1 protein-coding gene is annotated in these 1,249 nt (G+C 41.8%); it reads right to left on the bottom strand.

All coding sequences use genetic code 11. The annotated features are described in order from the left end of the window. On the bottom strand, window positions 1–1,249 hold a 1,249-nt coding region (locus tag ABW391_RS29500; RefSeq protein ID WP_353485488.1), incomplete at both ends, for a hypothetical protein.

Here is a 1,249-nt window from a genome sequence, read left to right as displayed (position 1 = left end):
TGTTGATTGATGCGATTAACGCAACGATTGACTTAAGCACATCAGCATTTGAAACAGTTGCTGTTCCAGATGCAACACTGTATTTAACAGTCTGAGCAGCACCTGAGTATCCATTAGCTACTGACCACTTAGGAAGGTCAACAATCATGTTGTATGAACCCTCAGTTGTGCCAACAACAAACTTGTAGGTCTTAACACCTGTGTTACCAAATGTATCAGTTACTGCAATTGCAGTTACTGCTGTCAGTTGTGAACCTTGTGTAATACCTACTGCTGTTGTTGCAGTACCGGTAGTAGCTGCAGAGTATGGAGCTTTACCAGTTGATGTCTTAGCAGTAATTGTTAAGGTTGCAATGTCACCAGGAACATATGAAGCCTTATCAAGTGATGCTGTATAAGAATCTGGTGAACCAGCACATGTTGCTTCAAACTCGTTTGAGTAGACGGTAACAAGAGCTGCGTTTGTAATCTTCAAACGTTGCTTTGTACCACCAGTACCCTCAGTTGTAGTTGGGCATGACCATGTTCCAACTAAAGAACCTGTTCCAGGACCGGCTGTTAAGCCAGTTGTTGCAGAGAACTTAATAGTTGCACCTGAGTTAGCTAATGCAATAGATGAAACTGTGTTGTTATAACGAGTTGTATCAGCAGAAACTGTCTTACCACCGAGGATATTTCCAGCTGCATCTTTTGCTACAACTGAGAATGATCCTGCGTTTGTAGTTACGGCATCAAGTGTTGAATCGATTGATGAACCACCACTTACAGATCCTGATACGCCTGTCTTACCTGAAGAAATATCAGCTACGACGATGGATGCGATATCACCTTGCATTGTTACTGACTTAGTTGAATAAGCAGTTCCATTGTACTTAAAGGTGATTGTTCCAGTAGCTGGTGTGTTAGCAACAGCTTGACCTACAAATACAGAGCCGTAGTTTGTTGAACCAACAGCCTCTGCAATTTCAGTATTGAAGAAAGAACCATCAAATGAGACTGCGATCAAAGGGTTAGATGAAACAACTGAGATAACGCCAGTTGTAGGAAGATCTACATCGTTGCCATCATTTAGTGAGAAGGCAATTTGACCTGCTGAACCATTTGCAATGGTGTTTGCACCAGCAATATCAATATTTGTTAGATCAGAATCAGCATCACTAGAGATAGTTGTAGGGTAAGCAACCCAGTTGGTCTCTGATTTTGAAGCTGATAAGGTGCCAATACCTGAAGCAGCAACAACTGTTACTGT

The sequence above is a fragment of the Haliscomenobacter sp. genome (genome assembly GCF_040403615.1).
GTDB lineage: Bacteria > Bacteroidota > Bacteroidia > Chitinophagales > Saprospiraceae > Haliscomenobacter.
This window is presented reverse-complemented; position numbering and strand designations above follow the sequence as displayed.